Source organism: Streptomyces yokosukanensis (assembly GCF_001514035.1).
Taxonomy (GTDB): domain Bacteria; phylum Actinomycetota; class Actinomycetes; order Streptomycetales; family Streptomycetaceae; genus Streptomyces; species Streptomyces yokosukanensis.
This window is the reverse complement of the sequence record NZ_KQ948207.1, coordinates 713422-737604: the sequence shown is the minus strand read 5'-3', so window position 1 is coordinate 737604 and position 24183 is coordinate 713422. Positions and strand designations below refer to the sequence as shown.

The 24183-nt window shown below is 68.5% G+C and carries 22 protein-coding genes and 4 pseudogenes; 14 read left to right on the top strand and 12 right to left on the bottom strand.

All coding sequences use genetic code 11. The features are described from left to right. The coding region (locus AQI95_RS06480) for a helix-turn-helix domain-containing protein (RefSeq protein ID WP_067118868.1) at positions 1–831 on the bottom strand (831 nt) is incomplete at its 3' end. 98 nt (positions 832–929) lie between these two features. On the opposite strand from AQI95_RS06480, the gene AQI95_RS06475 reads away from it, so the two are divergent. Next, positions 930–2147, top strand: coding sequence for a glycosyltransferase (locus tag AQI95_RS06475; RefSeq protein ID WP_067118614.1), 1218 nt, complete (start codon positions 930–932; stop codon positions 2145–2147). A 177-nt stretch (positions 2148–2324) separates the two neighbouring features. On the opposite strand, the pseudogene AQI95_RS44565 reads toward AQI95_RS06475, so the two are convergent. After that, positions 2325–2618, bottom strand: a pseudogene (locus AQI95_RS44565) (ATP-binding protein); the annotation flags it as partial. Between the two features lie 220 nt (positions 2619–2838). Between AQI95_RS44565 and AQI95_RS47235 the strand changes: the two are divergent. Beyond that, positions 2839–3051 carry a hypothetical protein gene (locus AQI95_RS47235; protein WP_159056475.1) on the top strand — a complete coding sequence of 71 codons (213 nt, stop codon included), beginning with the start codon at positions 2839–2841 and terminating at the stop codon, positions 3049–3051. 111 nt (positions 3052–3162) lie between these two features. Further along, positions 3163–3414, top strand: a pseudogene (locus AQI95_RS06470) (transposase); the annotation flags it as partial. A gap of 357 nt (positions 3415–3771) precedes the next feature. On the opposite strand, the gene AQI95_RS06465 reads toward AQI95_RS06470, so the two are convergent. Both AQI95_RS06465 and AQI95_RS06455 read right to left on the bottom strand, forming a co-directional pair. Then, positions 3772–4017, bottom strand: a complete 246-nt coding sequence (locus tag AQI95_RS06465; RefSeq protein ID WP_067118611.1) for a hypothetical protein — start codon at positions 4015–4017, stop codon at positions 3772–3774. A gap of 633 nt (positions 4018–4650) precedes the next feature. Beyond that, positions 4651–5256 carry a TetR/AcrR family transcriptional regulator gene (locus AQI95_RS06455; protein ID WP_067118604.1) on the bottom strand — a complete coding sequence of 202 codons (606 nt, stop codon included), beginning with the start codon at positions 5254–5256 and terminating at the stop codon, positions 4651–4653. Positions 5257–5378: 122 nt separating this feature from the next. Here AQI95_RS06455 and AQI95_RS06450 point away from each other — a divergent pair, with 122 nt between their 5' ends. From AQI95_RS06450 to AQI95_RS06435, 5 genes are all read left to right on the top strand, one after another. After that, complete coding sequence (locus AQI95_RS06450; protein ID WP_067118601.1) at positions 5379–6476, top strand: alkene reductase; 1098 nt, start codon at positions 5379–5381, stop codon at positions 6474–6476. 18 nt (positions 6477–6494) lie between these two features. Further along, entirely contained in the window at positions 6495–7262 is a 768-nt protein-coding gene (locus AQI95_RS06445; RefSeq protein WP_067118598.1) for an SDR family oxidoreductase, read from the top strand. 36 nt (positions 7263–7298) lie between these two features. Beyond that, complete coding sequence (locus tag AQI95_RS50320; RefSeq protein WP_425264862.1) at positions 7299–7712, top strand: alcohol dehydrogenase catalytic domain-containing protein; 414 nt, start codon at positions 7299–7301, stop codon at positions 7710–7712. A gap of 2 nt (positions 7713–7714) precedes the next feature. Then, positions 7715–8032: a hypothetical protein gene (locus tag AQI95_RS06440; protein WP_067118595.1), complete on the top strand. Its 318-nt coding sequence runs from the start codon at positions 7715–7717 to the stop codon at positions 8030–8032. A 230-nt stretch (positions 8033–8262) separates the two neighbouring features. Next, entirely contained in the window at positions 8263–8667 is a 405-nt protein-coding gene (locus AQI95_RS06435) for a nuclear transport factor 2 family protein (RefSeq protein ID WP_067118592.1), read from the top strand. A gap of 399 nt (positions 8668–9066) precedes the next feature. Here AQI95_RS06435 and AQI95_RS06430 read toward each other — a convergent pair whose 3' ends face one another. Both AQI95_RS06430 and AQI95_RS47230 read right to left on the bottom strand, forming a co-directional pair. Continuing rightward, on the bottom strand, positions 9067–9366 hold the full coding sequence (locus tag AQI95_RS06430; protein WP_159056474.1) for an SH3 domain-containing protein: 300 nt from the start codon (positions 9364–9366) through the stop codon (positions 9067–9069). Between the two features lie 147 nt (positions 9367–9513). Then, on the bottom strand, positions 9514–9816 hold the full coding sequence (locus AQI95_RS47230) for a hypothetical protein (protein ID WP_159056473.1): 303 nt from the start codon (positions 9814–9816) through the stop codon (positions 9514–9516). Positions 9817–10014: 198 nt separating this feature from the next. Between AQI95_RS47230 and AQI95_RS48825 the strand changes: the two are divergent. Beyond that, positions 10015–10251 (top strand): annotated as a pseudogene (locus tag AQI95_RS48825) (DUF3052 family protein); the annotation flags it as partial. An 876-nt stretch (positions 10252–11127) separates the two neighbouring features. Here AQI95_RS48825 and AQI95_RS06420 read toward each other — a convergent pair. Next, complete coding sequence (locus AQI95_RS06420) at positions 11128–12090, bottom strand: GlxA family transcriptional regulator (RefSeq protein ID WP_067118586.1); 963 nt, start codon at positions 12088–12090, stop codon at positions 11128–11130. Positions 12091–12237: 147 nt separating this feature from the next. On the opposite strand from AQI95_RS06420, the gene AQI95_RS06415 reads away from it, so the two are divergent. Continuing rightward, positions 12238–13134, top strand: a complete 897-nt coding sequence (locus AQI95_RS06415) for an NAD-dependent epimerase/dehydratase family protein (RefSeq protein ID WP_067118585.1) — start codon at positions 12238–12240, stop codon at positions 13132–13134. Positions 13135–13300: 166 nt separating this feature from the next. Here AQI95_RS06415 and AQI95_RS48820 read toward each other — a convergent pair. The 4 genes and pseudogenes from AQI95_RS48820 to AQI95_RS47225 form a co-directional block, all read right to left on the bottom strand. Beyond that, a pseudogene (locus AQI95_RS48820) lies at positions 13301–13533 on the bottom strand (IS5/IS1182 family transposase); the annotation flags it as partial. Positions 13534–13753: 220 nt separating this feature from the next. After that, positions 13754–14209, bottom strand: a complete 456-nt coding sequence (locus tag AQI95_RS06405; protein ID WP_067118582.1) for a VOC family protein — start codon at positions 14207–14209, stop codon at positions 13754–13756. Positions 14210–14501: 292 nt separating this feature from the next. After that, positions 14502–15125: a DUF6417 family protein gene (locus tag AQI95_RS46380; RefSeq protein ID WP_067118579.1), complete on the bottom strand. Its 624-nt coding sequence runs from the start codon at positions 15123–15125 to the stop codon at positions 14502–14504. A 194-nt stretch (positions 15126–15319) separates the two neighbouring features. Beyond that, entirely contained in the window at positions 15320–15481 is a 162-nt protein-coding gene (locus AQI95_RS47225) for a hypothetical protein (protein ID WP_159056472.1), read from the bottom strand. Positions 15482–16074: 593 nt separating this feature from the next. Between AQI95_RS47225 and AQI95_RS06395 the strand changes: the two genes are divergently transcribed. After that, positions 16075–18768: a DNRLRE domain-containing protein gene (locus AQI95_RS06395; RefSeq protein WP_067118575.1), complete on the top strand. Its 2694-nt coding sequence runs from the start codon at positions 16075–16077 to the stop codon at positions 18766–18768. 12 nt (positions 18769–18780) lie between these two features. Further along, positions 18781–19128, top strand: a complete 348-nt coding sequence (locus tag AQI95_RS06390; RefSeq protein WP_067118572.1) for a hypothetical protein — start codon at positions 18781–18783, stop codon at positions 19126–19128. Between the two features lie 271 nt (positions 19129–19399). On the opposite strand, the gene AQI95_RS06385 is transcribed toward AQI95_RS06390, so the two are convergent. Next, a complete protein-coding gene (locus AQI95_RS06385) occupies positions 19400–20122 on the bottom strand; it encodes a dienelactone hydrolase family protein (protein ID WP_067118569.1) in 723 nt (240 codons plus the stop codon). Between the two features lie 989 nt (positions 20123–21111). Between AQI95_RS06385 and AQI95_RS44550 the strand changes: the two genes are divergently transcribed. Both AQI95_RS44550 and AQI95_RS48815 read left to right on the top strand, forming a co-directional pair. Next, a complete protein-coding gene (locus AQI95_RS44550) occupies positions 21112–23079 on the top strand; it encodes a GDSL-type esterase/lipase family protein (protein ID WP_159056471.1) in 1968 nt (655 codons plus the stop codon). Between the two features lie 67 nt (positions 23080–23146). After that, positions 23147–24037, top strand: a complete 891-nt coding sequence (locus AQI95_RS48815; RefSeq protein WP_067118564.1) for a hypothetical protein — start codon at positions 23147–23149, stop codon at positions 24035–24037. Positions 24038–24183 lie beyond the last annotated feature (146 nt).

Here is a 24183-nt window from a genome sequence, read left to right as displayed (position 1 = left end):
GGCGTGTCGCCAGTAGCGCAGCGGGAACGAGCCGGGGTGCGCTGCGTGGCGGAACCGGATGCTGAGGTGTGCACGGAACGCCGGGGTGTCGTCGTGGCCGCTGATGCGGGCGTAGGTGCGTACGAAGTGGTCGAGTGCCTCGGCGCGTCGGGCCGGGCAGCCGGAGGCCAGGGCCTCGGCGGCCAGCGTACAAGCGTCCATGATCCCGGAGTAGAACGACGCGACGTCGCCGACCTGGTGGCTCTGCGGTTGGCGACGCCGGTCGTTTCCGCTGGTCAGCGCGTGGAGTTCGGCGTAAGCGAGGACGGTCGTGCTGGTCGGGGTGGTTGGTGGTACGGGCACCGCGCCTTCGATGACGGCCCGGGTCAAGCGGTGCGGCAAGCTGGTCGGGAGCGCCCAGTGCCAGTAACGGACCAGGCGGTCGTGGGCCTCGTCGAGCTTGCCCACCTCGGCGAGCAGCGTGAGGCGGCGAAGTCGTTCCAGCTCGGGGCAGTCGTCCAGGCTCCGGAGTATCCCCTGGCGCCACGTCAGCTCACGCATGTGCGCCTGGACGGTGTCCAGTTCGCGGGTGACGACGTCGGCCAGGGAGTGCTCCCCCGTCATCACGGTGGCGATCGCGGCGATTGGGGTGTCGAGCGCGCGGAGGCGCTGGATCAGTCGGAGCCGGGGCAGCGCGTCCGCGGCGTACCTGCGGTGGCCGCCTCGGCTGCGTCCGCTCTCGGGCAGCAGCCCGATGTCGGAGTAATAGCGGATGGTCTTCACCGGCAGCCCCGTGCGTGCGGCCAGCTCACCGATGCCCACCGTGCCCTCTCCATGTATGCCGTGCGTCACAGCTGGTTGAACCTCCACCGCGCGGGAGCCGTTAGCGTCCACGGCGACCGCCGCCCTCCGGCGCGTCCGGGGCGGCATTCGCCGAGGAGGATCATCACATGCGGATTCTGATCGTCACCGCCGGTTCGCGCGGGGACGTCGCACCGTACACGGGCCTGGGGCAGCGTCTGCTGGACGCCGGGCACCAGGTCGCCGTGGCCGCGCACCTGCCCTTCGCTGGCCTCGTCGCCGGGTGCGGCCTCAACCACCGGCTTCTGCCGGGGGATCCGCGGGAGTTGATCCGAGACCGCGCTCTGGCGGCGTCACCGAAGGAGGCGCGGACGGTGACCTCGGCGTTCTTGGACCGGCTGGCAGATGGGGTGCTGGCGGCCGTGGCGGACGGCACCGACCTGGTGCTCACCGCGTTCGGCCCCGCATCACTCAGCCAAGCGGCCGGTGAGGCGTTCGCCGTCCCCGTCATCGGTACCTACCTCGCACCAGCCTTCGCCACGAGGGAATTCCCGCTGCCCGGCGTGCCGGGCGCCGACGACCTGGGGCCGGACGGCAACCTCGCTGCGGGCCGGGCGCTGCTGGCGCAGGCCGGGACCCTCCAGGAAGGGGTCCTGACGCGGCTGCGCACCCGGCTCGGGCTACCCGCCGTCGTGGGACCGGTGCAGGCAGGAAAGATCCGGCCGGTCTTCCACGGCTTCAGTCCCTCGGTGGTACCGCGCCCGGCGGACTGGCCGTCCGACGTCGAGGTGACGGGTTACTGGTGGCCTGTCCGGCCGCGAGGTTGGCGGCCTCCGGCCGAGCTGGTCGACTTCCTCCAGGCCGGTCCGCCCCCGGTGTTCATCGGGTTCGGCAGCATGGCACCGGGCCAGGGGGAACGCTTGGGCGAGCTGGTGGCAGCGGCAGTGGCTCGGGCGGGGGTGCGCGCGGTGGTGCAGGCGGGGTGGGCCGGCCTGAGCGCGGCCAGCGATGACGTTCTGGCGATCGGTGACCTCCCGCACGACTGGCTGTTCCCTCGCACGGCCGCCGTCGTCCACCACGCCGGGGCGGGCACCACAGCGGCCGGACTGCGCGCCGGGGTGCCCGCCGTGCCGGTACCTGTCATGGCCGACCAGCCGTTCTGGGCGGCCCGGTTGCACCGGTTCGGAGTCGCCCCGCGGCCGCTGCCGTTCCACGAGCTCACCGCCGAAGCCCTCGCCGAGGCGATCACAGCCTGCATGGCCGATCCCGCCCACCGGCAGCGCGCGGTCGAACTCGCGCGCCGCATCGCCACAGAGGACGGCACTTCCGCGGTACTGGCCCGCATCGGCGTTGCGTCCGACGGATGAAACCGAGGACGCTGCGACAGACATCCAGGTGGCCGGCAGGGCGACTCTCCCCTGCCGGGCCGGGTGCGGACCAAGTCGCGGTCGAGGTCGCGGTCGCGGTCGCGGAGACGGTAGCTGCCTCCCTTGGGGCTGATCACTTCGGCGTGGTGGAGGAGGCGGTCGGTCACTGACGAAGGCGACGCGGTGGCCGGCACGGCAGGCCCTAATCGCGAGGCCGGTGGCGAGGTGGGTCTTGCCTGTTCCGGGCGGCCCGAGGAAGATCACGTTCTCCTCCCCGGCGATGAAGTCGAGGCTTCCCAGCTGAGCAATCGCTTCTCGCTTCAGGGACCGCACTGGTGGTCGAAGTCGAAGTCCTCCATCCTCCAAAGACTTCCGGGCCGGGAAGCGGGCGGCTCGGATGCGGCCTTCGGTGCCGTGGGAGTCGCCGGCGGCGACTCCGCGCTGGGGGCAGGCGGCGAGGTATTCGGTCACGGACCGGGATCAGGGTGCCGTCCACGATCCACAACCGGTCGACGCCCGGCGCAGCCCTGCCGGTAGTCGGCAGCGTTCAGCCGTGTCTTGGTGCCGGAACATGCCGTTCACGTCGGGCAACTGGGTAAGTACGGTTGGTCGGGCAGTCTTCGATGAGCGAAGGCGGTCCGCCGCTCACGACGACGGTCTGAGGCGATTGCGGGGGGGGACGATGGGGTACATGGTTGCGGCGCTGGCGGGTGTGGTGTCACTTCTAGCGGTCCCCATGATCGTGCTTGTCCGCCGAGAGCGACGACGGATGCCGCTCAATCCCGAAGCGCATCGGATCGAAGCAGCGGCTACCCGGGGGCTTCGCGATGCGCGCGGCCAGGCTCATGCCTATCAACATTTCGCCGATGTCAACGGCGTCAGTGCCCTGCGGAACCGTGACTAGCAGCCGTAGCGATCGGTCAACTGCCGTGACTTTTCGGCTGGCAGCTGATTTGTTGTCCTTCCCGTCATCTGCCTCTTACAGCGGCTGACAAATGAGGTGGATCGCCCCTGGTTGCCGTGTCCGGGGTGGGAGTTGAGCGTTCGGCTCGGTGTGGGGACATCGCCATGGATCGTGTCGGATGAGCTGTGGGATCGCCTGGAGCCGCTGCTGCCGCAGCGCGAACGGCGCTTCCGACACCCGGGCCGTAAGGCGTTGCCGGACCGGAATGTGCTGTGCGGGATCCTGTACGTGCTGCGCACCGGCATCCAGTGGGAGTACCTCCCGAAGGAGCCGGGCCTCAGCTCGGGCATGACCTGCACGAGATCATGAACGCGATCCTCTATGCGGACCGCACCGAGGTGCAGTGACGCTACCTGCCACACGACGCCGAACTTCGACTCATAGGTCTTCGTGGTGTTCTACGAGATCCCCGTCTTAACCCTGCGGCCGTCCTGCTGGGGGGCGCTTCCCTGCTGGTTGTTGCGGTGGACGATCAGGTCCGACGACAAGCCCCTGGCAATCGAAGCCATCACCGACCGCGCACGAACCCAATACGGGCACAGCCTGCTCTACCCCGCCGCCCTCCCGGCCGCTCACCATCACCCGGACACAGCGGCCAGCCGCTGTCCTGTCCCCCGATCCTTGAGCGCATGCCATCCACGTTTCATCGCTGCCAGCGATCTACCAGCCCATGTCCTTGGCAACCTCGCCCTGGGCGGCGGCGATCTCTTCCTTGGTGGACTCGGCGACGTCCATCTCTTCCAGGCGTGCAAACAGGTCTGTGAGCGCCTGCTTCTGGGCCGGGTGCGTGATGGGCACGGTGTTCAGGTCGGTGTTCATCAGCCAGTCGAACAGCACGATCGCGTCGGAGCGCCACAGGCGGAGATCGACGGTCGGCGTCGATCCCCAAGGGAATCCAGTTTCCATGGGGGCATCATCCCAGGTCAACGACGCGCCGAGCGTCGCGCCTCGGCGCGTGCACGTCTGGCTGCGCGACCTTCGGTGGCACAACTTCACGATCACCAAGGTTCGATGGCACAGGACAGCCGCCCCCTCACCGCGGATGACAGCCGAGCACGCACATAATCAAACATTTCTTGCATTCCGGCCAGTATCCTGCAGTGGTGGTGACCGGGCGAGCAGTGCGGCCCCACGTGCGGTTCACGAACGCATGCCCCTGAGCGCCCGCCCACGGGCAACGGGCACCGCCCGGGCCAGCAAGGCGTGCCGCGGCGGGTCTCCTCTAGCTCGGCGCTACGGGGCCGGCCCCGCGCCCTCACCTCGGGCCGCCTTCTCCCGCTGCAGCGAATCGTTGAGCGCAGCCATCAGGTCGAGCGCAGGGGCCGGCTGTTCCGCCTCCAGCGCCGTCCCTCCAGGCTGGCGATGATGTGGGGCAGATACCACGACTCGCGCCCTCGCCCGCAGGCTGTGGGCGATGTCGGCGGGCAGCATCCGGTCGACGCCTTCCTCGGTGCCGGGCGTTCCACGAGGCTTCCGTTGTCTGCGCCGGAGGACGCCGGCGGACCGGCGGGTAGGTCACCTGCGAGTGAGGGCGGGGTCTCAGCCGTGGTGGGCGCGGGTGTGGAGGTCCTGGCGGGCAGCGGCGAGTAGCTGGTCGGACAGTTCCGGGTCGGTGGAGGCGACTGCGCGGGACAGCAGGAGTGCGCCGGCCATCTGGCTGAAGAGGGCGAGCGTGCGCGACCAGGCTTCTTTCTCGTCCAGTCCCGTGACGTCCTGGATGGCCTGACTGAAGCGGTGCAGGTTGGCGGTCAGTCCGGTGGTGTAGCGGGCGCGGGCGTCGTCGTCGAGGCGGGGGGCGTCGCCGAGGAAGCCCGCGTTGGGGCAGCCGTGGTCGATGTCGGCGCGGTGCTCGGATGACAGGTACCAGTCGATCTGGCTGTCGACCGGGTCGACCCCGCGTTCGCCGGACGCGTCCAGGGCCGCGGTGAAATTGGCCAGCCCATCGGTCATGGCCTTGGCAACCACCGCGTCCACCAGCGCTCCCTTGGAAGCGAAGTGGTTGTAGAAGCCGCCTCGGGTCATCCCGGCGGCCGCCATCAGCTCCACCAGGCCGACCGCCTCCGCTCCACGCTGACGGAAGAGCGTTTCCGCGGCGGCCACGATCGCGTCGTGGTTCTGCGCCGCCTTCTGCCGCGACACACCCATGCCCTGCACCTCCCTCTCTCTGGCTCATTCACCGTACACGATGTCGATCGACATTGACATGTCGACAGATCGGGCATAAGACGATGTCGAACGACATTGTGAGTGGGTGAGAGGAGCACACAATGAACGTCGCACCACTGTTCACACCGGTCCGGATGGGCGACCTGGAGCTGCCCAACCGCATCGCGATGGCACCGCTGACCCGCATGCGCGCCGACAACCCCGGTCATGTGCCGACTGCGCTGCAGGCCGAGTACTACGCCCAGCGAGCCTCTGCCGGCCTCATCGTCGGCGAGGCGACCGCGATCAGCCCGGACGGCTTCGGCTGGGCCGACACGCCCGGACTGTGGAGCCCCGAGCAGATCCGCGGCTGGCGGCAGGTGACCGAGGCCGTGCACACAGCCGATGGCCGGATGATCGCCCAGCTCTGGCACACCGGGGCCATCTCCCACCCCGACCTGCGCGAGGGAGCACTCCCGCTGTCGGCCTCCGCGGTCGACCCTCAGCAGCGCAGCGTCACCCCGACCGGCCGCAAGCCCACGGTCACGCCTCGCGCGATGACCACGGCCGAGATCCGTCAGACCATCGCCGACTACGCCACCGCCGCGCGCAACGCCATCGCCGCCGGGTTCGACGGCGTCCAGATCCTCGCCAACTTCCTTTATCTGCCTGCCCAGTTCCTCAACAAGGCCACCAACCAGCGCACCGACGCCTACGGCGGCTCCATCGAGAACCGGGCCCGGCTGACCCTGGAGATCGCCGATGCGGTGGCTTCGGCTGTCGGCCCGCAACGGACCGGCGTCAAGATCGGCCCGATGCACGAGACCGGCCCGTTCGAGGCCAACGACGAGACCCTGCCGGCCGCCGAGTACGTCATCTCCCGCCTGAACGGCCTGTCACACCTGCTGGTGATGGGCGCCACGCACGACCTGACCGCGACCCCGCTCGACGGACTGGGCGGCGACGGCATGTTCGCCCACTTCCGGCCGCTGTTCGACGGCACGCTCATCGCCAACGTCGAGCTGGACGCCGAGCGGGCCGCCCGCCTGGTCGCATCAGGGCTCGCCGACGTGGTCGCCTTCGGCCGCCCGTTCATCGCCAACCCCGACCTGCCCGCCCGGCTCGCCACCGGAGCCCCGCTCACCGACATCGACTGGACCACCGTCTACGCCTCCGGCGCCCGCGGATACACCGACTACCCGGCCCTGGCCGCGGTCTGAGACCCCGAGGAGTACCTCATGAAGCTCACCGGAAACACCATTCTGGTCACCGGCGGCGGCAGCGGCATCGGCCGCGGCCTGGCCGAGGCCCTGCACCACCTCGGCAACACGGTCATCATCGCCGGCCGCCGACGCGACGTCCTGGACCAAGTCGCCGCCGCCAACCCCGGCATGGACACGGTCGAGCTCGACATCGCCGACCCCGCCAGCATCGCCCGGGCGTCCAAGCAGGTCCTGGACGAGCACCCGGACCTGAACGTCCTGGTCAACAACGCCGGCATCATGCTGGCCGACGACGCGGCCGCGCCACTGGACGAGGACGTGCTGACCGCCGAGGTCACCACGAATCTACTCGGCACCATCCGCACCACCTCGGCATTCATCGACCACCTCAAGCGCCGGCCGAACGCCACCGTCGTCTACAACAGTTCCACGCTGGCCTTCACGCCGCTCGCGCCGTACGCCGTCTACTCAGCCACCAAGGCCGCGCTGCACTCCTACGCCCTGTCTCAGCGCTTCGCCTTGCGCGGCAGCTCTGTCCGTGTCCAGGAGATCGTGCCGCCGTGGGTGGCCACCGGCCTGGTCGGCGCCGAAGGCGACCAGCGGGCCATGCCGGTCGAGGCGTTCATCGCCCAGACCATCGAGGCACTGGACACCGACAGCGAGGAGATCGTCGTCGAGCAGGCTCGCGTCTACCGGGACAACGCCGGACCGAACGAGCACGCCTACGTCACCGAGCTCAACACGTTCATGACTACCCAGCTCCAGGCGCAACCGCAGGCATGAAGCGGTTCTGACGGCACGAAAGACCGGCAGAGGACCGTGCACAACTCGAAGCGAACAGGACCCGCGATCCGCACGGGAGGACGAACCGACCAACTCACAGCGCGCCCTGTCCCCCACGTGCCCGGCATGGACGTGGCCGGCGTGGTGGACGAGCTCGGACCGGGCACCGACGGGCGGCTGACCGTGGGAGACCACGCGATCGCCTACGTCATGCCGTTCGGCCCGCACGGCAGCACCTACACCGAGCAGCTACTCGTCCACCAAGCATCGGTGGTGCCGGCTCCCGCAAGGCCACCTTCCCCCAGGCCGCCACGCTACCGCTCAACGCGATCACCGCGCGGCCGTCCCTCGACGCGCTCGCTCTGGCCCCCGGCACGACGCTCGTCGTCGCAGGAGCTGCGGGAGCGGTCGGCGGCTACACGGTCGAGACGGCGAAGGCGGACGGCCTGACCGTGCTGGCCTACGCATCCGAAGCGGACCAGAAGACGGTACGGGCCCTGGGCGCCGACCAGGTCGTGCTACGGCGCCGGAACGCCACATCCGACATCCGCGGTGCACTGTCCGGCGGAGCACCCGCACTGATCGACTGCGCCGCCCTCAACGCGCAGGCGCTCGGGGCGGTCGCCGACGGCGGAGCACTGGTCAGCCTCAAGGGCTGGACGGGCCCGACCGAACGCGGCATCGCCATCCACCCGATCTCCTCCTACAGCGCCGCCACCGACACCGCCCTGCTCCACCGGATCGCCCGCAGGCGGAGAACGGCGAGCTGACCCTCCGCGTCGGCGAGCTGCTGCCGGCCTCGCGCGCCGCCGAGGCACACCAGCGTCTGGCCACCGGTGGCGTCCGCGGACGCCTCGTGCTGGATTTCGCGAACCCGCAGTGGTGACCGCCACGCCGCCGGACAAGGTCCGCCACGGCGGGTCCGCGCCCGCCCCGCCGCCCGCCGACGCCCCAGCATCCGCACCTTCCCTCCCCACATCGAACAGCAGGTGACCAACCCATGAGCACCACCGAAGACAGGAACAAGGCCATCGTCCGCGAGGCCTTCGACACCCTGTTCAACCAGCGGGACTACACCGCCGCAGAACGCTTCTGGTCCCCCGACTACATCCAGCACAGCGCCCATATCGCTCCCGGCCGGGACGGCCTGTTCAACCTGGTCAAAAGCCTCCCGGCGGAGCTGAAGCACGAGTGGGAGCTGATCATGGCGGAACGGGACATGGTCATGGTGCGTGGGCGATTCACGGGCCACGGGCAGCCCGCCCCATGGATCGCCGTCGACTTCCTCCGCATCGAAGACGGCGTCCTGGTGGAGCACTGGGACGTGATCGAAGAGGAAGTCTCCCGGGGGCAGTCCGTGAGTGGCCTGCCGATGTACGGCGACACCTTCCCCGAGGAACCCTGAAGATGCCCCCAGCGCCACGGACATCGCTGCACCACGTATGCCGATCCCCTCAGGAACGTCGACGGCGGCCTGCGCGGCGGCGACCGCTTCGGCCGACTCCGCGCCGGATCTTCGCCGCCAAAATCACGCAATTCCCGTCCTGCGGGGACCAGTACCAGCTATCGAAAGCCGGTCGACTTCGCCGACCCGGACAGCCCAGAGACCGTCAACGCCACCCTGGAGCGGTTCCCCGCCCGGGTGGGCGGACTGTAGGCGGCGCCGTGACCGCGAGGGTCCGGCACGCTGCCGAGCGTGCCGGACCCTCCGGTATCGAGCCGCATCCCGGCTCGACGAGGCCGCTCTGCCACACGGGCGGGCGGCCGTCTCTCTAGATCTTCATCGGTACCTCAGCGGGACATGTCACCAGCTGAAGTAGCCGTGGGACATCCATCCGCTGACGCCGCTGTCGACGTCGTAGACCAGGTCCCACTGACCGTCACCGGACACGTCGCGGTGCGCCAAGCGCTCGCCGGTGTAGCAGAGGCCGAGTACCGCGCCCGACGTGCTCGGGTTGGAGCGGATGCGGACACCGTCCGTGGTGCAGTGGCCGTAGACGTCGTCGGCGTAGGCCGGCGTGGCCAGCGTCGCGCCACCGATGGCCGCTGCGACCGCGAGGCCGGTCAGTGCCATGGTGCGCTTCCCCCGTACTGCGAAAGACACAGTTTCTCCTGAATGAGCAATCTGAAGCCAAGTCAGATGATCTTGACCTCAAGGAAGATAGCATGTTCATGATCTTCAAGGGGGGCGGACGGTGGGGTGCCTTGCACCGGCGGCGTGCCGGGAAGCCACCCGAAGCGTGCGGGCAGGTCACACCACCGGTCCACGGCAAGTGCCGCTCCAGTCAGGCCCATTCGGCATCGGTGAGATCGCCGCGCCCCACATATGTCCTTGCCGACCCGAACGGCGCGCGGTGGCCCCCATCGACGCGTGGAGCATTGTCATGCCGATGACCACGATGGGGAGTTCGCCGGCGTACATGTGGAAGTCGTCGTGCGTCGTGCCTTGCCAGTGCTGGCGGGTCAGCTCGGCCAGCTGTGCGATGACGGCGTTGGGGTTGCGGGGCCGACGCGATTGAAGACGGGGTTCCTTGGCTGCCGCCTTCAGGCCCATAGGAGTGAGGTTGCGTCGCTGCGGCTAGCGCCGCGAGCCCGCTGGGTTCGTCTTCCGCTTCCCTGCCATCAACTCCGCTCCCTCGTTGTTCGCGCGCGGCCACCGGCTGGGGGCAGGCCAGGCCCGGCCGCCGAGGGCATCCGGCCTGTCCGGCGGCTCGGGCGAACGCGGACGCGTCCAGTGATGTCGGAGGCAGGGATGACCACGGAAGAGCGGACCAACCCTGCGGCCCGGCTGGGCGTCCAGCCCGGCCAGGTTGTACAGGAGATCGGCCACGACAACGTTGACCTGGGCCTCCGAGAGGCCATCGAGGAGATCATCGGCCAGAACCTGATCGACCACGAGTACGACGGCGTCGCCGATGTCGTCCTTCTGTGGTTCCGCGATGACGACGGTGACCTCACCGACGCCCTGGTCGACGTCACCGGAAATCTAGCCCCATGCGTCAGCCTTCGGCGAGACAACCTGGTGAGCCATCAGCCTTCACTGCGACAGGACTCCTGTCCCGTCTCCGCCGATCTGGTCTCTGTCTCAAGTGATCGGGACGGATTCGCCAGTTCGTGCCAGATGATCTTGTTCGCCGAACGCCAGAGGCCGCCGTGTCCTGATCACATCATCGTGAGCGCACCTGAAGTTCTCCGGCAGCCGTCAGTGTCATGGGGGTCTGCCACCACGTGACCCTGCCGCACGGCCCATCCTCCGTCTGCTGCACTGGCCGGACGCGTCTGCTCACCCGGAGCACCTGCTTGTCGCTCTCGACCGCCGTGACGGTCACCGTGACGGTACGTCCGGCGTCCGGCCCTGCCGGTGTCGGCAGAAAGAGGGAGTGCGCGGAGGGAGACGCACCCGATATCGCCCGGCACCGATCGTTGACGCAGGCCCGCACGGTGGCCTGTTGATGTGAAGCCGCCCACGGTGCGACATCCAACAGCACATCCGGAGCGGGCTCATTCGGCCCGTTGCACACCTTCGGTGACGCACATCCCGCGACCGCAACAACGGCCAGGGCGGCCACCCACGGCAACCTGGTCGCACCGGATCGCACTGCTCTGCCGCGCACAGTGATGGCTCCGATCGCTTCGGGATCGCCCTGACAGGTGGTGAGGTAGCGGTAAAGTTCCCGCCCAGGGCTGTCGTCAACCGTGCCGTCGGGCCATGGGACCGCACCGGGTCAGCTGACACAGCGTGCGGCACCCAGTCACCCAGGAGCTGAACAATCGAGATCCTCGGCATGCTCACGTCTCAACTGACCTGGTCGCTCAAGGTCGAAGGTTTGGGCCGGGGCCAGATCGTTTGAGACCAGACACGCAGTCACTGACCAGTCTTCACACTCCGGCGGTGAGTGAAGGCGCCTCGGTAGGCGGCCGGGGTCATGCCGATCTGGCGGCTCAGGTGCTGGCGGAGCGACTCACCGGAGCCGAGGCCGCTGCGGCGGGCCACGTGGTCGACGGTGAGATCGGTGGTCTCCAGCAGCTCGCGGGCCCTCAGCAGCCGCTGCTGGAGCAGCCATTGGAACGGGGTCACACCAGTCTCGGCTGTGAAGCGGCGGGTCAGGGTCCGCACACTGACCCTGGCCTGACCCGCCAGGTCGTGCAGGGAGATCGGCTGGTCCAAATGCTGCAGTGCCCAGATGCGGGCCGCGTCCAATGAGGAGTCGGTCTTGGCCGGCAGCGGGGTCTGCACGAACTGCGCCTGCCCGCCGTGCCGCACTGGGGTGACGACAGCGGTACGGGCCGCCGCGTTGGCCACGGTCGCGCCGTAGTCGGAGCTGATCAGGTGCAGGCACAGGTCGATCCCGGCGGCCGAGCCCGCACCGGTGACGATCGGTCCGTCCTCGGCGAACAGCCGGTCTGCGTCCACGCGCACCGAAGGGAAGGCGCGCTGCAGTTCCTCGGCCAGGGCCCAGTGGGTGGTGGCAGCACGGCCGTCGAGGAGCCCGGCCTGGGCGAGGACGAAGGCGCCACTGCAGATCGAGGCTACGCGCTTGCCCGCGGCGACGGCCTCCCGCAAGGCGTCCAGTGCGGCCGGCTCGGCGTCGTGCCGGCTGGCGGTTGAGGGGACGATCACCGTGTCCGCCGTCGCGACCGCCTGAAGACCGTGCCGGATCACCACGTCGATGCCACCGGAGGCCGCGACTGTACCGGGCGTGGCGGTGCACACCGTCACCTCATAGCCGGGGCGTCCCTCGAGTTCGGCTGCGCCGAGCAGCGTCGACGGCATGGACAGGTCGAACGGCTTGACCGCAGGGACGGCCAGGACGGCGACACGATGCATGGCTGGATCCTTGGACCTCATGGCTTTCAGGCCACTGACCCTACCCTGTGTCCGCGCGGCAGAGTTGGGCGAGCGGTCGGGCCCCCGCGAACCACGATTCCTCTTCGGGGAAACGTTCCATTTCTGAGGGACAACGGAGACAACGTCATGGCTGAATCAGTCGTCATCGGGGCGGGCGCGACCGGGGTCGCGACCGCCAGGCAACTGGCCGAGAGCGGCAAGCGGGTCCGCCTCATCACCCGCAGTGGCAGTGGCCCGGACCACCCCGGCATCGAACAGATCGCCCTGGACGCGGGCCGCACTGACGAGCTGGCTGAGATACTGGCCGGAGCGACCACGGTCTTCAACGCCGCCATGACCGCCTACCACACCTGGCCAGAGACCATGCCGCCGCTGTTCGCTTCGATCCTCGCCGCGACCGAGCGGGCCGGGGCCGACTACGTGATGCTCGGCAACCACTACGGCTATCAGCGGACCACCGGGCCGGTCACCGAGCGCACCCCGATGGCTCCGCACACCCGAAAGGGCCGGGTGAGGGCCGAGCTGTGGCGGCAGGCCAAGGACGCCCACGACGAAGGGCGGCTGCGGGTCACCGAAGTGCGAGCCGGCCAATACCTGGGCCCAGGCGCAGTCTCAGCGTTCACGCTGCTGGTCGCGCCTCGGATCCGTGAGGGTGAACTGGCTCTCGTCCATGGCAACCCCGATGCGGCGCATTCGTTTTCCTACACCGAGGACGTCGCAGCGGCACTGGTGGCGGTCAGCGGCGACGAGCGGGCCTGGGGACGGGCCTGGCACGCCCCGGTCATCACCACGACCCTGCGCCAGGCTGCGACCGACCTCGCCGAACTCCATGGAGCGCCCGAACCGCGGTTGGAGCCGCTCACCGAACGGGACATGGCGCTGCTGTCCTTCACCGATCCGCTGTGGCGGGAGTTCGCCGAGATGAGCTACATGTCCGAGCGTCCGTTCCTCGTCGACGACAGCGATGTCCGTGACACCTTCGGGCTCAAGCCTTCAACACTCCGGGAAGCGCTGGCGGCCTGATCCCGTGGTGGGCGGGCCGAGTCCTCCGGCCCGCCCACAGCATCCGCTTGGGCGTGGACCGCCTGCCGGGAAATGACGGTGGTCAGTGAAGGCCGGCGAGCACCATCGACGTCGGCCCGGCCGGAGCACCGGAGACACTGCGCTTAGAGGTCCTGACAGAGACGCCGAACAGCATGTCGGGCCGGCGTCTGGGCCGGCCGACGACGCCGGCCACGGCCGCGACCTTGTCCAGCGGCGGCAGCAACTGGGGGACGTCGTTGCGGTTGCCGCCGGTCTGCGACACCGCGAGCGGGATGGGATGCCCTGGCCGTCGGTGAGGATGCGGTGCTTGCTGCCCGGCCGTGCCCGGTCGACCGGGCTGGGGCTGCCATTGGGCCCCGCCGAGCCGCCCGCACGTGGTAGGAGTCGATGACCGCCCCCATACCGCAGAGGTGGGGACACCGTCGCCGGTCGTACGCTCGTCCATGGACTGCAAGCCATCGACCCGTGTGGCGAGCCCAGCGCCATCTCTCCGTCCCTGGGCCTGCTGGCGCTCGAAAAGACGGCCGAGTCCTATCAGACGGCCGTCACCCTCGCATCCCTGTTATGTGGCCGGGGGGACGGCTGGTTCAGGTGCGGTTCAGGCGAACCAGCTGTGGCGAGCGGCGCTCAGGCTGTCCGGCGGCGGGTCCGGGAGCGGTTGGAAGAACTTCCATGCGTAGTCGTACGGATCGAGGCATTCAGCGTACCGTTCGCCCCACGGTGCGTCGGCCGGCGCGGTGGTGACCTGGCATCCGGACAAGCGGCAGTAGTCCGCTGTCGCGTCGACGTCGGTCACCTCGATGCCGATGACCACACCGAGGCCCCGAGGGCTGGTTCTCGTCATGCGGTCACGGTCGCTGTCGGGAAACGGCATGCCGACCAGGGCATCGACGAGCAGTTGGAGGTCACCGCGTCTGAGGATCGCCATGACCGTCCGGCCGTCGGGATTGGATATCGATCCGGTCTGCTCGAAACCGAGCCCCTGGTAGAACGTGGCCGCTTCGGTCACATCCTCGACGCGGAGTCCTACCCGGATTGGAGCCTCTTCGGTCATTGCGCCTCCGTTCGGCGTGCGGTCTCACACCGTCACGATGCAGTAGCGAGGGCAGCGGTGGCCAGTAGAAGATGTGGGCTCTGGTCGCACTCGTCAGCATGCAGATACCCCTCCGGCAAGCGTCGTCAGTACTGCCTCTCTGCACGGCAGAACCAGCTCAGCCTGGACGGCAAGCCGCCGCGCCCCGACAGGAGTGTTCACCCGCACTCATCCGTTCTGTCACAACCAGACTGTCGACCCCGAGATCAAGATGATCTGATCACATACGCCCAAAGACATCGGACTCACTCGTCTAGGGGCGGCTGGGCCTACGCAGGCGGAACGGCCGCGGGCCTCCCGAGGCGACGTCCATCCGGAAGGCGACCCCGTACTCGCGAGCGAACCGGTTCGCCTCCGTGATGGAACCGCCCATCGAGCGCAGATAAAGCGCATAGGCCACCGACTGGATCTGTTCCGCGTCCAAGCAAAGCGACCAGCGGTTGCCGGCCCTGTCAAAGTGCGCTGTACACACCCGATCCGCCAGACCGTCCGCCGGCGGCACACGCAACTGTGCCCCGACCCTCACGAACACACGCAAGGCATCCATCTCCACGGGGCGCAGCTCGACGAGCCTCTCGCCCTCGGCCGGATCCTGGTGCTGCGTCGCCGGAGCAGGGCCGGCGTCCATGTAGGTCAACACGTCATGCCCGGACGGCGACAGACGCGCCGCCCACAGCACCGGCCGCCGCTCCCACGCGGACAACTCCGCCCGCACCTCACGATCGGCCAGCTCCGCCAGCCCCTCCCCCGCGGCGGCCTGGACCGACAGCTGATGGTCCGGCAGCAGGTCGCCGGAGAGCACCCAGCCCTGCTCAGCGTCCCGCTCACGCTCCCGAAGCACCCGAAGCGCCTCGAACCACGCCCTCCTGCCCCGCATCCCCCACCTCCTTGCGCCGCTGGTTCCGGTGCATCGACCGTAGAAGCCAGGCTCCCACCCTCGCGGCCGAAACAACGGAAAGATCACCGGCTCGTGGCAGGCTCCCTCAGGCACCCGCACTGTGACCAGTCGGCCCCGGCGCTCGGTGAGGCACGCCGGGACCGGCTCGGTCATCTACGGGAAGTCAGCGGGCTTCAGTGCTGGGGCCGTCCGCCGTGGTCGCGGCACACGAGACCGGCGTCGATGATGCGGCCACGGTCGTTGCGCAGGGACGCGGTGTCACCGTTGTCGAGTCCGCCCAGCAGCGGTGACGGGCCGTGAATGCTCCCCACCTCGTCGTCCTCGTCCGCGCTCACGCCCCCGCGCCCACAGCCAGCCACCCCAGCCTGCCGCCACAAGAACTGCCTCTCAGAACGACCCGACACCCACAAGCACCCGCGTGGAAGACCTCCTCATCGCCTTCCGTGACGCACTCGGCCGACTCCGCTGTCGAAAGGCGTCCTCGGAGGAGAGCTTCCGGCGCACGCAGGCCATCCACCACGCTGTCCGGCTGACCGCCGAGCTGCTGCACCTGGGAGCGGTGCGGCGCGGCCCGTGGATGCGGATCGCGGGCATGCCGGTGCGCGGAGGCGGGCCGGTGGTGGCAAGGGTGCCGACCCCCGTAGCGCGACACCGCGACACTGCGTCACCCATCTCCCGGCCGTCGTGGGCGAGTTGGCCGAGTTGACCGACAGCACAGCGCAAGTGCGATAAGTCCTATTCATCACCTTCACCACCTTCCGCCCACTCCATTTACTCAAGCATTGGTCAAGTGAGGTAAAGTTCCGGTCAAGACCATTGCTTTGAAGGCGGTCGCCTCGCGCTGCACACAGCGCGCAGGTTGCCGCGGCGATCCTCCATTCCCTGACCAGGGATGCCGGATCGCCATGCCTGAACCTGGAGTCACCACGTGAAGTACAACTGGCGTGCCCGAACCGCGGGCATAGCAGTGCTGACCGTAGGCGCAGTCCTGGCGTCTACACCGCACGCCATCGCCAAGCCCTCGACCGAAGACAGCGAAGCCGCCGAGTTCGAGCAGGCGTTGTCGGGCCTGGGGAAGGAACTGGCGACGTTCAAGGCCAATCCGATCAGGGAAGCCGAGAGCGTCGAGGCCGCGCAGGCGGCCGCAGCAGTACAGGACCGCAGGGTCGAGGTACTGCAACTGCGCACCGAGACCGACACCGTCTACGCCAACCCCGACGCCACCCTCACCCGGGAGATGGCCGCCGGCCCGATCCGCATGATCCGTGACGGAAGGTGGGTGGACATCGACGTCGACCTCAGGGCCGCGAAGGACGGCGGGGTCACGGCCGAGGCGCACCCCAAGCAGCTGCAGCTGGCCGGGAAGGGGGGCGCCCTGCCCCGGTCGATCGAGGGTGCGGCCAAGGCCCCGGCGTCCCAGGCACGCGACCTCGTCACCCTCGGCACCGGCAAAGACCGGATGGCGGTGCAGTGGAAGGGCGGGCTGCCCGCCCCGGCCCTGGACGGGAATGTCGCCACCTACAAGGACGCCGTGCCCGGCGGCGACTTGATCGTGGAAGCCACCCGGACGGGGTTCGAGCAGTTCCTGCGGCTGAACAAGGCGCCCGAGGACGGGGCACCGATGGTGCTGCCCATGACGGTGCCCGACGGGGTGACGGCCCGGCAGAACACCGACGGGTCCGTGTCCTTCACCGACGCCCAGGGCGAAGAGCGGGCAGTGATGCCCGCGCCGGTGATGTGGGACGCGAAGGTGGACAAGAAGTCGCTGGAGCGCACCAACACCAGGCCCATCGAGATGAAGGTCGCCCAGCACGGCAACACCGTCGAGCTGACCCTCACCCCGGACGCGAAGTGGCTGAGCGATCCCGCGACGCACTACCCGGTGACGATCGACCCGGCCACCGACACCCTGGACACCCTGTTCGACACCTTCGTGCAGGGCGGTGACACCACCGACCAGTCTTCGAACACCGACCTCAAGCTCGGCTGGCCCGGCGACCATTCAGGCTCCACCAAGCGCACCGCCCGCTCGTTCCTGACATTCCGCACCGCGAACTTCGCCGACTCCTTGGTGTCCAAGGCGACGCTGAAGATGTGGAACTACCACTCCTGGTCGTGCGAGAAGCGCGGCTGGGAGGTGTGGGCCGCGGACCCCGCGGACAAGAACACCCGTTGGACCAGGCAGCCGGTGATGAAGGAGAAGATCGCCACCTCCACCGAGACCAAGTCCGCCTCGTGCTCCAACGCCGGATGGGCGAGCGCGGACGTCACCAAGCTCGCACAGACCTGGTCGTCCGAGAAGGCCGAAGAAGGATCCATCGCGCTGAAGGCGGCGGACGAGTCCGACACCTACGCATGGAAGCGGTTCTACTCCTCCGAGGCCCCCGACCAGGCCCAGGTCCCCACCCTCGAAGTCACCTACAACTACCGCCCCTACAACGGCACGAACCTCCAGGCCGGCACACCGTTCCTGTCCCAGGGCGGCATCTTCAAGGTGAACTCGACCACGCCGACCCTCCGGTTCTCCACGGTGGACACCAACGGCGAGGACCAGATCACCGGAACCTACGAGATCACCGACACCTCCACGAACAAGGTCGTCGCAACCTTCAACGCCGCTCCGGTACCGGCCAACAGCACCTCCAGCGTGAAGGTCCCCGCCGACAAGCTGGTCTCGGGCAGGACCTACAGCTTCCGCACCACCACCTACGACGGCACCCACTACGCCAACGGCTGGTCCGACCCCGTCCGCTTCACCGTGGACACCTCCTGGAAGCCCACCGCCGCCGAACACGCCCTCGGGCTCGCCAATCTCCACTCCGACGCCGCGGACATCACGGCCGCCACCGCCTCCGACACCAAGTACGCCTCGATCGCCACCACCGAGGAGAACACCGTCGCGGTTCCCTGGGACGGCAAGAACAACGGCATCGACATCAAGAACGCCCAGATGCCCGCCACGCTCACCATCCCCCAGGCCACCACCGAGGGCACCCAGGTGGGCGGCAACGTCGTCTACACCTCCCCCGGACCGGTCGACACCGTGGTGCAGCCCACCACCGACGGCGGCTCGCGCACACTCAACATCCTCAAGGACAGCTCCGCGCCGCGCGACTACGAGACCGGCTTCACCCTCCCCGCGGGGATGAAGGCCGTCACCCACGACGACGGGTCGGTGTCCTTGTACTCCGAGGGCGACGACGTCGCCGACAAGGCGCCGCAGAAGGAGCCAGCCGGGTTCTTCGCCGCCCCCTGGGCCAAGGACGCCAACGGCAAGGACATCCCCACCAGCTACAAAGTCGTGGGCAACAAGCTGGTCCAGCACGTCGACTTCGACGCCGACAGCGCCTTCCCCATCGTCATCGACCCCTCCTGGTGGTCCACCACCAAGAAGATCCTGTGGTGCGCCACCACGGTTGCCGGATTCATCGCCATGTTCACCCCGGTGGGATCCTCCGCGCGCGTCCTCACCGCGGTGCGGCTGGTGAAGCGGATCGGCGTCAAGAAGACCGCGAAGCTCATCCAGACGTACGCCAAGCGCCGCAAGCTCAGCTCCCCGCAGCGTGCGGCCATCAAGGCCCTGCTCGGCATCCCGGCGATCCAGAAGGCCTGCAAGTTCTGAAAGGAACCGCTCATGCTCGTCGCACTCTTGGCCATCGTCGCCCAGGCCGCCGCACTGGTCGTCTACACCGTCCGCAACGCGCGTGGGGCCGGCCTCCCCTCACTGGGCAGCGTCGATCTGAGGAATCTGATCCTCGCCACCATGGCCACCGCGACCGGATACGCGCTGACGCGCAACCAGGACCTCACACATACGGACCTCGTGGCGATCGTCCTGACCGGCTGCGTCCTTCCCGCACAGGCAGGCGCCGCGGTACGCCACTTGGTCACGCGGTGGACCGCGGCGGACTGGCTGATCGCCTGCGCAGGCGGCCTGGCAGTGGGCTCACTCAACCAGAACGCAGCCTTTCCCTGGAGCTAGGCGCCGTGTGAGACCGTGACCATGGTGGGGCTCGGGGAGGAACACCCGCACCCACACCGAGAGGCCCCGGGGGCGACCCCGGGGCCTCTCAGCGTACGGACGAAGGGAAGTGTGACGCGGTGGCACACATCCCCGACGGCCGGTACCGGCGCGATCAGGGCAGTCGTACGTCCACCGGCCAGCGCCATGGAGGAGGGCCGGGACCCGTCCTCCATGGACGTGATCCTGGCCGACTCCGCCTACCGTCCGCGGCCGGCCTACCGGCCCCGCCTCACTTCAGGTGCCGGCCGAAGAACCGGTTCCCGTCGTCCACCTCGAACCACGGGGTGCCGACGTGCCCGCCCATATTTGCGTGCAGTGTCTTCTCCTTGGTGCCGAAGGCCTCGAACAGGTCCAGGGCGCGCTGCCGGGGGTTCCCCTCGTCGTCCCACTGCAGCAGGAACAGCAGCGGAATGGTGATCTGCCGGGCCTCCTCGCGCTGGGCGAGGGGCACGTAACCCCCGGCGAAGAAGCCGGCAGCCGCGATGCGCGGCTCGGTCACCGCCAGCCGAATGCCGACGGCGGTCCACCCCGAGTACCCGACCGGGCCGCCGATCTCGGGCAGCGTAAGGAGGGCGTCCAGGGTGGTCTGCCATTCCGGGACCGTCTTTTCGACCAGCGGGCCGATGAAGGACTCGAAGATCTCGTCGACCGGCTCGCCGGCCTGCATCGCCCGGCGGAGGTCGGCGCGGGCCTGGTCGTCGGCGGCGGAACGGGGCCGGTCGCCGCACCCCGGGGCGTCGATGGCGGCCACCGCGTAGCCGTACGCCGCGGTGTGCCGGGCCCGGGCCACCAGCCGGGATTCCCCCTTGGGCAGGCCGTTGTTGTGGGCCATCAGGATCAGCGGGACCGGTGCGGCGGATTCAGGCGTCCACAGGGTGCCGGGAATCTCGCCGAGGGTGAATTCGCGCTCGAGGACGCCGTCGTCGAGGCGCTGTTCGGAAGTGAATCGCATGGTCGTGCCTTTCGGGAGTGCTCGTGAACGGCGCTCCCGGACGACCTATCGCCCGACCGTGACCCCGGAGGGGAGCACCCATGTCGATACTGTGTTCACGGGTACCACCTCCTCATTCTCTTGCACGGCCTCCGACAAATTAGCAGTGGTCGCCGTGGCCCGCCAACGGGTTTTACGAAGGCTCGGGAAGCGGCAGCGGTACCTCCGTCTCCGGCGGGGCCGGCAGCGTCCTCGGCACGCTGCTCGGCTCCCTCGGCAGCGGTGGCGGCCAGAGCGCCGGCAGCCCCCTTGGCGGCCTGACGGACATGATGACCAAGTCCGGCCCATGCGAAGCATCGGGGATGACCGACGGGTACCTCCGTATCCTCTCCGGACGATCGACTGCGTTCCCGATCCGGAGCGGGAGGTAATCACATGCCGACGGCACCGAGCTGAACGCGAAGGACAAAACCGCGTACCGCTGCATCAACAAGGCCTGCAATTTTACGAGTTGGTGTCAACAGCCCTCGTGTTGCACAAAAGGCCCGCCCTCATGCACCCGTCCACCCATTCACCCATCCATCCATCCACCCGCCCGGGATCACCCGACCAGGCTCCCTTGCCTAGCAGAATCGTTCCCAAATTCCCGTGTCATCGACCAGTTCATTCCGCTCTGATCTACTGTTGCAATCCGGTGACGCTCCGTTACAGGCCTTTGGACAGTTGGCGGTTCGCGTGACTGCAGCGTGCTCCTTGAGCTTCATGCCTCAATTTCTCGCTGCTTCCGGTGCGGTGCTCCACAGCCGCCTCAGGTTCGATCACAGCGGGAGCGCAGGGCTCCCGGAGAGGGCACAAAGGCAATGACGGCCTTTCGCGCACCGGTGCAAACCCGACGACTTCTCCTGCCCGTTTTGCTGGTCCTCATCACGGTGACAAGCCTGCTGCAGGCGGTGGTGTTCCCGGGTACTGCCCAAGCCCAGGCAGACCGGCACCGGGCCGGAACGTTCAACATGCAAGGCGCTCCGGACCGCTGGCAGCAGGGCGTCTACTCGGCGGCCAAACAGGTCGACGTCCTGGCTCTTCAGGAAGTCCCTGACGCAGTGCCTCCGGATGCAGAACTGGCGGACGGTGCGTATGTACATCGGCTGACGACGCTGGCGCACGGCTTCACCGTCGAGCGCTATCGGTGGGTGAACTGCCGGCCACCGGGCGAACCGCAGTCGAGCCCCTGCATCATCTACAGGGTCAAGACACCGACGCGCAGGAACCGGTCCCTGGCCATCGTCGTCAATCAACCGACCGACGCGGTGCGAGCGGTCCAGGTCATCCCCCCTCAGCCGGTCGTGCCCGGCGGCCCGGTGAACAACGCGGCCAAGCCCGCCCTCGGCATCCTGCTCGCGGACGGGACCTGGTTCTATACCCTCCACGCGCAGAACAGACCGAGCCGCGCCAGTCAGCGCAACGACGTGCCCAACCTGATCAGCAAGATTTCAGCTGATGCGGGCAGCCACTGGGCAGCCATGGGCGACTTCAACCGCACGCCCGACTCACTCGACCCACTTCTCGCGGACAACCCGGACCTGCAGATCGTGCGATCGGGACTCTTCACGTATCCGGTGAAAAGCCCGAAGGACGAGTTCGATTACATGATCTCCAATGGGGTGACCGACAACCAGTACACCGGATTCCGTCTCACCTACCTGGACGCCTCCGACCACTACCCCGTCGGCTTCTGGACCAGTGCCGCCCCTGACGGACACGAGTTCCGCTGCGACCCCATCGACGCAATCCTGAAGGCCCGCCGGGCCGCGTGCGTACCGCCGAAGAACCCGGCCATCGTGTCGCTGGGCGACAGCTACATCTCCGGCGAGGCGGGACGGTGGGCAGGCAACGCCGACACCGGGGCGCACGGCTCGGCGTGGGGCACAGACCGCGCCGCCGACAACTGCTCCAAGAGCGAGGACGAGTGCGACCACGACCTCGACACGGTCTACGGCCCCACCTCCTACGCCCCCGGCGGCACCAAGTGCGACCGCTCGGACGTCGCCCCGATCAACATGACCGACACCGACGGCTACCCCCGAGTCCCACCATGGCGCCGTTTCAATCTCGCCTGCTCCGGGGCCACCACGAACGAAATCACCCACCCGTACGCCGACAAAGGTGAAGACGCACAGACCAACCAGCTCGCGGACATCGCGAAGAGGTACCAGGTCAAGATGATCGTCGTGTCGATCGGCGGAAACGATCTCAAGTTCAGCGACATCGTCCGGTCCTGCGTCAAGCGGTACGTATTGCGGCTCGCGGGCTGCAGGGGTGTCTGGCCGGATGTGGACAAGGACCTCGTGACCGTCCGGCAGCAGGTCGTCACCGCTCTGCGTGCCGTCCAGCAGACCATGCAGACGGCCGGTTACCAGCCCAAGGACTACAACCTGGTGGTGCAGTCCTACCCCGCCCCGCTCCCCCGCAGCACGGACTACCGCTACAAGGAGAGCGGCCCGCGCTACTCCGACGGCGGCTGCCCCTTCTACGACGCGGACACCGACTGGGCCCGCCAGACGCTCGTGGGAGGCCTGACGCGAGAACTCAGAAACGCCGCCGCGACCGTGGGCGCCAGGTTCTTCGACCTCGGTCCTGCGTTCGAGGGCCACGAACTGTGCAGCAACCGGGCTGACCAGGCAAGCGCGAGCGACACGCTGGCCGATCCACTGCCCGTTCAGTACGCGGAGTGGGTCCGCTGGATCCCGTACCTCTTGTCCTCGGATCTTCTCTGGCTCTCCCAAGGCGATCAGCAAGAGGCACTGCACCCCAACGCCTACGGGCAGGAGGCCCTCGGCGAGTGCCTGTCACAGCTCGGCGGAAAGCTGGAAAGCGGCTTCGGCAGGCCCGCCACGGACTACACCTGCCGCAACACCCCTGTCCTGGGAATCGACGTCGAGCCGACCAAACTGCCGACCGCCGTCCATACAGTCGGCTGAGATGACCGTCCCCGCGTAACACGGTCACCGACCCCGACGGCGACACGAGCAATCTCACCTTCGAGGTGTGGACCACCGACGCCAATGGCAAGCCGAAGAGCCGGGTCAAACTGACCAACGACAACGAGTACGGCGTGCTCGTCTGTACGAGACCGACTGGTCGCCGTGGGCCGCGTTCACCATCGACTCCCCCGCCGCGGCCAAGCCCGCTCAGCCGACCGGCGTCAAGAGCAACGGCAAACCGGGCGAGTTCACCGTCGGTCTCCCTGCCGGGCACACGGCGAAGTGGGTGGAGTGGCAGCTCGACGCCGCCGCGTGGAAGCGTATCGATGCCGCGGGCAAGACATCGGTGACCATCGACACCGGACTGCGCGCGGCCGCGCCCACCGCTCCGGCCGCGCCCACCGCTCCGGCGGCGCCCACCGCGAACGACCACACACTCAACGTGCGCACCGCCAACGACGGCGGCGCATCGCAGGCGGTGTCCGTGACGTTCACCGGGAACGGATCCGGCGATACCGGTGGGGACCACGCCATTGACCTCACACTGCCGGACCCGGACTCCACGGCTCCGAACCCGGACCAGACGGATCAGGTGATCACGGGGAAGATCACCCGCCCGCTCGGGGCGCCCGTCACCCGCAGCCCGATGCGTGCGGCGCCTGCGGCCAAGGAACAGTGCGGGTCGGTCGACAAGGACGGCGGCCAGGCGTGCTTCGGCGCACCCGTCAAGTTCGAGGACCTGCCCGCAAAGGTCCGGGCCAAGGCGGTGCAGCAAGCCGCGGCCAAGCGGCGCGCCAAGGCAGGGCATCAGGCTCCGGCCGCGGGAACGCCCGGCATGACCAGTTGGTGCGCGACGAACACCTCAGAAGGCGACCTCGACGACACCGACGTACTCGCCCCCCATGTACTGACCGCCCTGAAGGACCTGCACGCGGCGACCGCATCACTGGGCTAGTGGGGCCGCTGGACGGCGAGCGCCCGCGAGCCTTCGTCCTGGGCGGCGGGCTCAGCCTTCTCCAACTCCTAGGCGTTTTGGGTAGGCGACGAGAGCGCCGGAGATGTTCGCGTCGCCGACTGCCGCAGGGCGCCCCCGCGTTCGGT

Coding starts and splice junctions, on each gene's coding strand:
- AQI95_RS06475 (WP_067118614.1), top strand. CDS start 930: ATGCGGATTCTGATCGTCACCGCCGGTTCGCGCGGGGACGTCGCACCG.
- AQI95_RS47235 (WP_159056475.1), top strand. CDS start 2,839: ATGGTTGCGGCGCTGGCGGGTGTGGTGTCACTTCTAGCGGTCCCCATG.
- AQI95_RS06465 (WP_067118611.1), bottom strand. CDS start 4,017: ATGGAAACTGGATTCCCTTGGGGATCGACGCCGACCGTCGATCTCCGC.
- AQI95_RS06455 (WP_067118604.1), bottom strand. CDS start 5,256: ATGGGTGTGTCGCGGCAGAAGGCGGCGCAGAACCACGACGCGATCGTG.
- AQI95_RS06450 (WP_067118601.1), top strand. CDS start 5,379: ATGAACGTCGCACCACTGTTCACACCGGTCCGGATGGGCGACCTGGAG.
- AQI95_RS06445 (WP_067118598.1), top strand. CDS start 6,495: ATGAAGCTCACCGGAAACACCATTCTGGTCACCGGCGGCGGCAGCGGC.
- AQI95_RS06435 (WP_067118592.1), top strand. CDS start 8,263: ATGAGCACCACCGAAGACAGGAACAAGGCCATCGTCCGCGAGGCCTTC.
- AQI95_RS47230 (WP_159056473.1), bottom strand. CDS start 9,816: ATGGGCCTGAAGGCGGCAGCCAAGGAACCCCGTCTTCAATCGCGTCGG.
- AQI95_RS06420 (WP_067118586.1), bottom strand. CDS start 12,090: ATGCATCGTGTCGCCGTCCTGGCCGTCCCTGCGGTCAAGCCGTTCGAC.
- AQI95_RS06415 (WP_067118585.1), top strand. CDS start 12,238: ATGGCTGAATCAGTCGTCATCGGGGCGGGCGCGACCGGGGTCGCGACC.
- AQI95_RS06405 (WP_067118582.1), bottom strand. CDS start 14,209: ATGACCGAAGAGGCTCCAATCCGGGTAGGACTCCGCGTCGAGGATGTG.
- AQI95_RS46380 (WP_067118579.1), bottom strand. CDS start 15,125: ATGCGGGGCAGGAGGGCGTGGTTCGAGGCGCTTCGGGTGCTTCGGGAG.
- AQI95_RS06390 (WP_067118572.1), top strand. CDS start 18,781: ATGCTCGTCGCACTCTTGGCCATCGTCGCCCAGGCCGCCGCACTGGTC.
- AQI95_RS06385 (WP_067118569.1), bottom strand. CDS start 20,122: ATGCGATTCACTTCCGAACAGCGCCTCGACGACGGCGTCCTCGAGCGC.
- AQI95_RS44550 (WP_159056471.1), top strand. CDS start 21,112: ATGCAAGGCGCTCCGGACCGCTGGCAGCAGGGCGTCTACTCGGCGGCC.